The sequence below is a fragment of the Lysobacter sp. genome (assembly GCF_035655815.1).
Lineage (GTDB): Bacteria > Pseudomonadota > Gammaproteobacteria > Xanthomonadales > Xanthomonadaceae > Lysobacter_J.
On sequence record NZ_DASRTS010000050.1, the window covers coordinates 1 to 7,040 of the forward strand.

Here is a 7,040-nt window from a genome sequence, read left to right on the forward strand (position 1 = left end):
CCAGCGTCGCCAGCGCAGGCTGCGCGGGGCAGAGCTTCAGGCCTTCGACCGGCGTCTCGCGCGCGAGGCGCGCCAGCATCTGCGTGGCATCGGTGAACAGCTCGTACGCGCCGCGCGGCGTCGGATCGGTCGGCACGCCGAAGGCATGCGAGAGCGAGGCATGCGGATCGAGGTCGACCAGCAGCACGCGGTGGCCGGCGTCGACCAGCCCGCGCGCGAGGCACAGCGTGGTCGTCGTCTTGCCGACGCCGCCCTTCTGGTTGGCGATGGCCCAGGTCTGCATCAGGCGGTCCTCCGGTCGGTGCGGGTGTCGCGCATCGCGACGGCGACCGTGCCGCCGCGCGTCAACGCGTCGGTGCCGAGGCCCGCTGGCAGGATCACCAGCAGCACGCGGCGGTTGGCGTTGCGGCCTTCAGGCGTGGTGTTGTCGGCCACCGGTTGGTATTCGCCGTAGCCGACCACCGCCATGCGGTTGGGCGAGATGCCGGCGCCGGCCATGACGTGGACGATGCTGGCCGCGCGCGCCGACGACAGTTCCCAGTTGGACGGAAACTGCGCGGTCGCGATGGGCAGGTTGTCGGTGTAGCCCTCCACGCGCAGCGCATTGGGCTCGTCGCGCAGCACCGAGGCGATGGTGCGCACCGTGTCGACCGCGGTGGGATTGGGCACGGCGACGCCGCTGGCGAACAGGATGTCGCTGCGGATCTCCACCTCGAGGAAGTTGTAGCTGCGCCGCACCGTCACCAGCTTGCGCCTGACCAGTTCCGACAGCGCGTCCTGGATGCGGCGGCCGAGCGAATGCAGCTGCTGGTGGCGGGCGTCTTCCGCTTCGCCGGGTTGTTCGGCGGTGCCCTGCTGGTTGGCGCCGAAGGTCGGCATGTCCAGCACCTGCTTCATGCGTGGTGAAGCAATGGGCGTGGACGAGGACGGGCCTGACTTGGAACCCGGCGTGACCAGCGACGGCCGGTCGAACGCGGAGCCGCGCAGCTGGTGCATGCCCAGCTGGATCGGCGTGACCGTGCGCGGCGGACCACCGAACGCGGACGACAGTGCATCGGCCAGCACGCGGTACTTGCCCTCGTTGATCGAGGAGATCGCGTACATCACCACGAAGAAGGCCAGCAGCAGCGTGATCAGGTCGCCATAGGGGATCGCCCACGCCTCGTGGTTGGCGTGCTCCTCGTGCTGGTGGCGGCGACGTGAGGCCATGGCTGCGCGTCCGTCAGACCACGAAACCGTTGAGTCGCGCTTCGATGTTGCGCGGGTTCTCGCCCTGGGCGATGGCGATGAGGCCTTCGATGATCATCTCGCGCTCGTCGGCCTGCTGGTTGATCAGGCCCTTGAGCTTGGACGCCATCGGCAGCAGCGCCAGGTTGGCCGCGCCGATGCCGTAGATGGTCGCGGTGAACGCCGCGGCGATGCCGTGGCCCAGCTTGCTGGGATCGGCGAGGTTCTTCATCACCGCCATCAGGCCCAGCACCGCGCCGATGATGCCCAGCGTCGGCGAGTAGATGCCCATGCCCTCGAACACCTTGGCCGCGGCCAGGTCGCGCTGCGACTGGCCGTGCAGTTCGATCTCCAGCATCTGCCGGATCGATTCGGGCTCGACGCCGTCGACGACCATCTGCAGGCCCTTGCGCAGGAACGGATCGTCCAGCGCCTGCACTTCCGGCTCCAGGCCCAGCAGGCCCTGGCGGCGCGCGACGGTGCTCCATTCGACCAGGCGCGCGATCATCGCCGGACGGTCCTGCACCGGCGGACGGAACACCCAGCGCACGATGCTCATGGCGCGCTTGAACGTCGCCATCGGCGTCTGCAGCAGGATCGCGGCGACGGTGCCCAGGATCACGATGACGAACGCCGCCGGCGACCACAGGCCGGACAGGCCGGCACCCTTGAGGATGCTGCCGCCGACCAGGGCAACCAGTGCAAGCACGACACCGATGAGGCTGAGTCTGTCCATCGTGGGGAAGGCGTCCGTAAGGTGAGTTCGTCATTCCCGCGAAAGCGGGAATCCAGTGCCTTCGTGCGGCTTGGCCTCGAGTCGCTGGACCCCGCCTGCGCGGGATGACGGCTTCGTTTCTTTTTGTTCGGTCGTCAGTCTTAACGGTCCCTCGCCGCGGGACTTGAGCCCCGCAGTCCGGTTCTGAGCAGTGCATCGACATCCAGGATCAGCGCCATGCGGCCGTCGCCGACCAGGCTGGCGCCGGCGTATCCGGCCAGTCCGCGCAGCGTGCGCGGCAGCGCCTTGATGACGACTTCCTCACGACCGCGCACGCGGTCGACGGTGAGGCAGAAGCGTTGTTCGCCCGACTGCAGCACCACGCAGGTGGTGGCCGCGCCGGCAATCGGCGGCAGGCCCAGCCAGGTGCGCAGGTCGATCAGCGGCAGCGGTTCGTCGCGCAGGTCCAGCATGCTCTGGCCGTCGACCCACAGCGCTTCGACGCGCTCGTGCGCCAGCACCTCGACCACGCGCACCAGTGGCAGTGCGTACACGTCGTCGTCCAGTTCGATCAGCAGCGTCGGCAGGATCGCCAGCGTCAGCGGCACGCGAATGATGAAGCGCGAACCACGGCCGACCTCGGACTGGATCTGCACCTGTCCGGACAGTTCGCGGATCTTCGACTGCACCACGTCCATGCCGACGCCGCGGCCGGACAGGTCGCTGACCTCGGTGCGCGTGGAAAAGCCCGGCGCGAAGATCAGGTGCAGGCATTCGTCGGCCGACAGGCGCGCGGCCGCGTCGCTGTCGATGACGCCCTTGTTGACCGCGCTGCGGCGGATCTTCTCCGGATCGATGCCGGCGCCGTCGTCGCTGACCTCGATGGAGACGTGGTCGCCTTCCTGCTGCGCGGAAAGGCGCACGGTGCCCTGTTCGGACTTGCCGGCGGCGCGGCGCGCGGCGGGCGATTCGATGCCGTGGTCGATGGCGTTGCGCACCAGGTGCACCAGCGGATCGGCCAGCGCTTCGACCAGGTTGCGGTCCAGTTCGGTCTCGGCGCCGATGATCTCCAACTCGACCGACTTCGACACTTGGCGCGCGACGTCGCGCGCCAGCTTCGGGAATCGTGCGAACACGCGGCCGACCGGCTGCATGCGCACCATCATCACCGCCGACTGCAGGCGCGAGGTGGCCACGTCCAGCGCGGTCACCGCGCGGTCCAGGTCCTCGTCGCGCAGGCGCGGGCGGATCGTCTTGAGGCGGTTGCGTGCCAGCACCAGTTCGCCGACCAGGTCGACCATCGCGTCCAGCCGGCGCACGTCCACGCGCACGGTGGCGTCCGCTGCTTCCGGGGCGTTCGCGCCTTTTGCTGCTCCCCCTGCTCGCGGGTTGGGAGGCGGTGGGGCTTTCGGTGGTTGCGAGGCGGCCGGCGCGCTGGACCCCGACGACAACGTCGGCATCTGCGTCACGAAACCCTTGGCGCCGTCGCGCAGCGACTTCAGCAGCGACGCCGGCGCGTGCGGGAGTTCCTCGCCGTTGGCCACGCAGTCGAGCATGTCGATCACCAGGTCCACGGCCTGCTGCGCGCCGTCGAACGCGGCCGCGTCCATCGGCACGGTGCCGTCGCGCGCGACGTTGAGGCGGTCTTCCACCGCGTGGCAGATCTCCACCATCGGCGCGAAGTCGAGGAAGCCCGCGCCGCCCTTGATGGTGTGGAAGCCGCGGAACACCGTGTTGAGGCAGTCGCGATCGGTCGGCGCGTGTTCCAGCGCGACCATCTGCTCACCGAGCTGGTCGAGGATCTCGCGCGCCTCGATCAGGAAGTCGGCGGCGATGTCGTTGGCGATGGCGCTCATGGATGTCGTTAAACCCTTGCAGAAGCCTTCTTCGACGCGGAGGCACGCAGAGGGACACAGTTGGTGCGTGCCAACAGGCTCGCGCCGCGTTGCCGTATCGCAGACGCATTCGCTTTGTCCGTGTTCATCAGCGTGTTTCTGTGTCGAGCCATCGGCGTCAAAGCTCCCGCGTCAAAGCCCGAGTGACGACAGCAGTTCGTTCGCGTCGTCCTGCGTCGCCGGTGCCGGATCGACGCCGGCCACGGACGGGCCGTAGCCGCGGTTGTTGTTGAGGTGTAGCGGCTGCGTGCCGGTGTCGGCCACTTCGCCCAGGCCGGCGTGCACGGCGCGGACCAGGTCCACCACGCGGCGGATGATCTGCCCGGTGAGGTCCTGGTAGCCCTGCGCGGCGGTCATCTCCGACATGCGGCTGCGGATCGCGGCGATGGTGGCGGCCTGTTCCTCGGCGGCGGCGTCGGGCAGGGTGCCCAGCAGCGTGGCGCATTCCTGGATCAGGTCCAGCGTGCGGTGGCTGGCGTCCTCGCTCACCTGCACGACGTGCTCGAGCCGCGCGCAGGCTTCCGGCAGCGAGCCGGTGGAGGCGATGTCGCCGTTGCCCAGCGCGCCTTCCAGTTCGCGCGCCAGCTTCGCCAGGCCCTGCACCAGCGGCTGGCTGCGCCACTGGATCAGCGCGTCGACGTTGCTGCGCCAGCCAGCCAGATCGTCGTGCTCCAGCGCCCACAGCGCCGCATGCAGACGGGCGATCACGGCCTGCCGGTCCTGCGGTGCAGGAACGTCGATCACGCGGCCGCTCCCAGGCGCTCGAACACCTTGGTGAGCTTGTCTTCCAGCGTGGCCGCGGTGAACGGCTTGATCACGTAGCCGTTCACGCCGGCCTGCGCGGCTTCGATGATCTGCTCGCGCTTGGCTTCGGCGGTGACCATGAGCACCGGGATCTTCGCCAGCGACGCATCGGCGCGGATGGCCTTGAGCAGGTCGATGCCGGCCATGCCGGGCATGTTCCAGTCGGTGACCACCAGGTCGTACGGCGCCTTCTTCAGTTCGATCAGCGCGGTGCTGCCGTCGTCGGCCTCGGCGGTGTTGTGAAAGCCCAGGTCGTTGAGCAGGTTCTTGACGATGCGACGCATGGTCGAGAAGTCGTCGACGATGAGGATGCGGATGTTCTTGTCCATGTGGGCTGGCTCTGGTGCGAAGAATGGATCAGGAGGTTGGACTCCCTCCCCTGCCTGCAGGGGAGGGCTGGGGAGGAGTGCCTTGTGACCGGCGCCTGCGCGCCGCGTACCTCCTCCCAACCTCCCCCTGCAAGCAGGGGGAGGAGCAAAAGCAAAATCAGTCAGTAGCCATCGTCGTCATCGCTGTCGTTGGCCCCGCGCCATTCGCCCAGGCGGGAGCGCAGTCGCAACATCGCCTGGCCGTGGATCTGGCACACGCGCGATTCGCTGACGTTGAGCACGGCGCCGATCTCGCGCAGGTTCAGTTCCTGCTCGTAGTACAGCGACAGCACCAGCTGCTCGCGCTCGGGCAGGCCGCCGATGGCGTCGCCGAGCGCTTCGCGGAACGCGACCTGCTCGAACTCGCGCGCAGGCGAGGTGCCGGCGTGGCGCGCCAGGTGCGGTTCGCCGTCGTGTTCGTCCAGGTGCGCTTCCAGGCTGATCAGCTGGCCGCGCGCGGCGTCCTCGAGCATGCGGTGGTATTCGTCCAGCGGCACGTTCATCGCGCCGGCCACTTCCTGCGCGCTGGCGGCACGACCGGTGCGCTGCTCGACCTCGCGCGTGGCGGCCACCACGTCGCGATAGCGGCGGTGCACCGAGCGCGGCACCCAGTCGCCACGGCGGATCTCGTCGATCATCGAACCGCGGATGCGGATCGAGGCGTAGGTCTCGAACGAGGCGCCCTGGTCGGCGTCGTAGCTGCGCGACGCTTCGATCAGCCCCATCATGCCGGCCTGGATCAGGTCGTCCACCTCCACGCTCGCCGGCAGGCGTGCGGCCAGGTGGTGGGCGATGCGCCGCACCAGGTCCGAGTGCTGGGAGATGACCTCGTTGGCCGCCGAGCGCTGGACCTCCCGGTACTGGGCTGCGCCTTTCATGCGGCCACCCCGCGCTGCTTGAGAATGCGCTCGAGGAAGAACTCGACGCCGCCACGCGGTTCGGTCGGCGCCTGCCAGCGTGCGGTGCGGCGCGCGATCTCGGTGATCGCCAGCGCGGCCGGGCTGGACGGGTAGGCCTTCACCACCGGTTGCTGGCGCTGCACCGACAGGCGCAGCCAGTCGTCCTGCGGCACGCAGCCCAGGTAGTTCAGCGAGACATCGGCGAGGAACTTCTCGCACACGCGGGTCAGCTTTTCGTACAGCACGCGGCCCTCGTTGGGGTCGCGCACCATGTTGGCCACCACCTGGATGCGGTCCACGCCGCGCTCGCGCGACAGCACCTTGATCAGTGCGTAGGCGTCGGTGATCGAGGCCGGTTCGTCACAGACCACCACCACGGTGTCCTGCGCGGCCTGGCAGAAGGTCAGCACGCCGTCGGTGATGCCGGCGGCGGTATCGACCACCATGATGTCCAGCTCGCGTTCCAGTTCGGAGAACACGTTGACCAGGCCGACATGCTCGGCCGGGGCCAGCTCGGCCATGTGCCGGCGGCCGGAAGCGGCCGGGACGACCAGCACGCCGTTCGGGCCTTCGACGATGACGTCGTCCAGCGAGCAGCGGCCGGCCACCAGGTCGGCCAGCGTAAAGGTGGGGTTCAAGCCCAGGATCACGTCGATGTTGGCCAGGCCCAGGTCGGCGTCCAGCAGCAGCGTGCGCTTGCCCATGCCCGCCAGCGCCACAGCCAGGTTGGCCGAGACGTTGGTCTTGCCCACGCCGCCCTTGCCGCCGGTCACCGCGATGGTGCGCACAGGGCCGAGCGGCTCGCTGCGGGTGGCCGACAGCGGGAAGGTCTTGGTCAGCTTGGCGTACTCACGCGACGGCATGGTTCAACTCCGGGTTGCAGGGCATATCGGCCGCTCGGCGCAAATCTTCAAGGCGAAGTACGAGATTGGCTGCACTGGCCCTATGCAGGTCCTCCGGGACGTCCTGGCCATCGGTCACCCAGGTGATCGGCAGGGCGTGGTCCACCGCCACCGACAGGGCGTTGCCGAAGCGGCCGGTCTCGTCCAGCTTGCTCAGCACCAGGCCCTGCAGGTTTGCCGCACCGAAGCGGCGCACCACCTCGTCCATGTCGCCGAAGCTGGTGTTGGCC

At 68.8% G+C, this 7,040-nt stretch carries 8 protein-coding genes and 1 pseudogene; all 9 read right to left on the reverse strand.

The features are described 5' to 3' along the window. Positions 1-283: ParA family protein (locus tag VFE83_RS13885; protein ID WP_324907138.1), on the reverse strand; the 283-nt coding region annotated here is incomplete at its 3' end. Next, positions 283-1,209 carry a flagellar motor protein MotD gene (motD, locus tag VFE83_RS13890; RefSeq protein ID WP_324907140.1) on the reverse strand — a complete coding sequence of 309 codons (927 nt, stop codon included), beginning with the start codon at positions 1,207-1,209 and terminating at the stop codon, positions 283-285. The genes VFE83_RS13885 and motD, both read right to left, overlap by 1 nt. A 13-nt stretch (positions 1,210-1,222) precedes the next feature. Beyond that, positions 1,223-1,963 carry a flagellar motor protein gene (locus tag VFE83_RS13895; RefSeq protein ID WP_324907142.1) on the reverse strand — a complete coding sequence of 247 codons (741 nt, stop codon included), beginning with the start codon at positions 1,961-1,963 and terminating at the stop codon, positions 1,223-1,225. Between the two features lie 140 nt (positions 1,964-2,103). Continuing rightward, a complete protein-coding gene (locus VFE83_RS13900) occupies positions 2,104-3,798 on the reverse strand; it encodes a chemotaxis protein CheA (protein WP_324907144.1) in 1,695 nt (564 codons plus the stop codon). Positions 3,799-3,969: 171 nt separating this feature from the next. After that, positions 3,970-4,581 (reverse strand): protein phosphatase CheZ, encoded by a 612-nt coding sequence (locus VFE83_RS13905; protein ID WP_324907146.1) that lies wholly within the window; start codon positions 4,579-4,581, stop codon positions 3,970-3,972. After that, a complete protein-coding gene (gene cheY, locus VFE83_RS13910) occupies positions 4,578-4,970 on the reverse strand; it encodes a chemotaxis response regulator CheY (RefSeq protein ID WP_324907148.1) in 393 nt (130 codons plus the stop codon). The genes VFE83_RS13905 and cheY overlap by 4 nt, the downstream gene beginning before the upstream one ends. A gap of 161 nt (positions 4,971-5,131) precedes the next feature. Further along, entirely contained in the window at positions 5,132-5,887 is a 756-nt protein-coding gene (locus VFE83_RS13915; protein WP_324907150.1) for an RNA polymerase sigma factor FliA, read from the reverse strand. After that, a complete protein-coding gene (locus tag VFE83_RS13920; RefSeq protein WP_005409532.1) occupies positions 5,884-6,771 on the reverse strand; it encodes a MinD/ParA family ATP-binding protein in 888 nt (295 codons plus the stop codon). The genes VFE83_RS13915 and VFE83_RS13920 overlap by 4 nt, the downstream gene beginning before the upstream one ends. Continuing rightward, a pseudogene (locus tag VFE83_RS13925) lies at positions 6,758-7,040 on the reverse strand (flagellar biosynthesis protein FlhF); the annotation flags it as partial. The pseudogene VFE83_RS13925 and the gene VFE83_RS13920, both read right to left, overlap by 14 nt.

Excerpts from the sequence above, each read along its gene's own strand:
- VFE83_RS13915 (WP_324907150.1), bottom strand. The coding sequence starts at position 5,887 with ATGAAAGGCGCAGCCCAGTACCGGGAGGTCCAGCGCTCGGCGGCCAAC.
- VFE83_RS13895 (WP_324907142.1), bottom strand. The coding sequence starts at position 1,963 with ATGGACAGACTCAGCCTCATCGGTGTCGTGCTTGCACTGGTTGCCCTG.
- VFE83_RS13920 (WP_005409532.1), bottom strand. The coding sequence starts at position 6,771 with ATGCCGTCGCGTGAGTACGCCAAGCTGACCAAGACCTTCCCGCTGTCG.
- VFE83_RS13900 (WP_324907144.1), bottom strand. The coding sequence starts at position 3,798 with ATGAGCGCCATCGCCAACGACATCGCCGCCGACTTCCTGATCGAGGCG.
- cheY (WP_324907148.1), bottom strand. The coding sequence starts at position 4,970 with ATGGACAAGAACATCCGCATCCTCATCGTCGACGACTTCTCGACCATG.
- motD (WP_324907140.1), bottom strand. The coding sequence starts at position 1,209 with ATGGCCTCACGTCGCCGCCACCAGCACGAGGAGCACGCCAACCACGAG.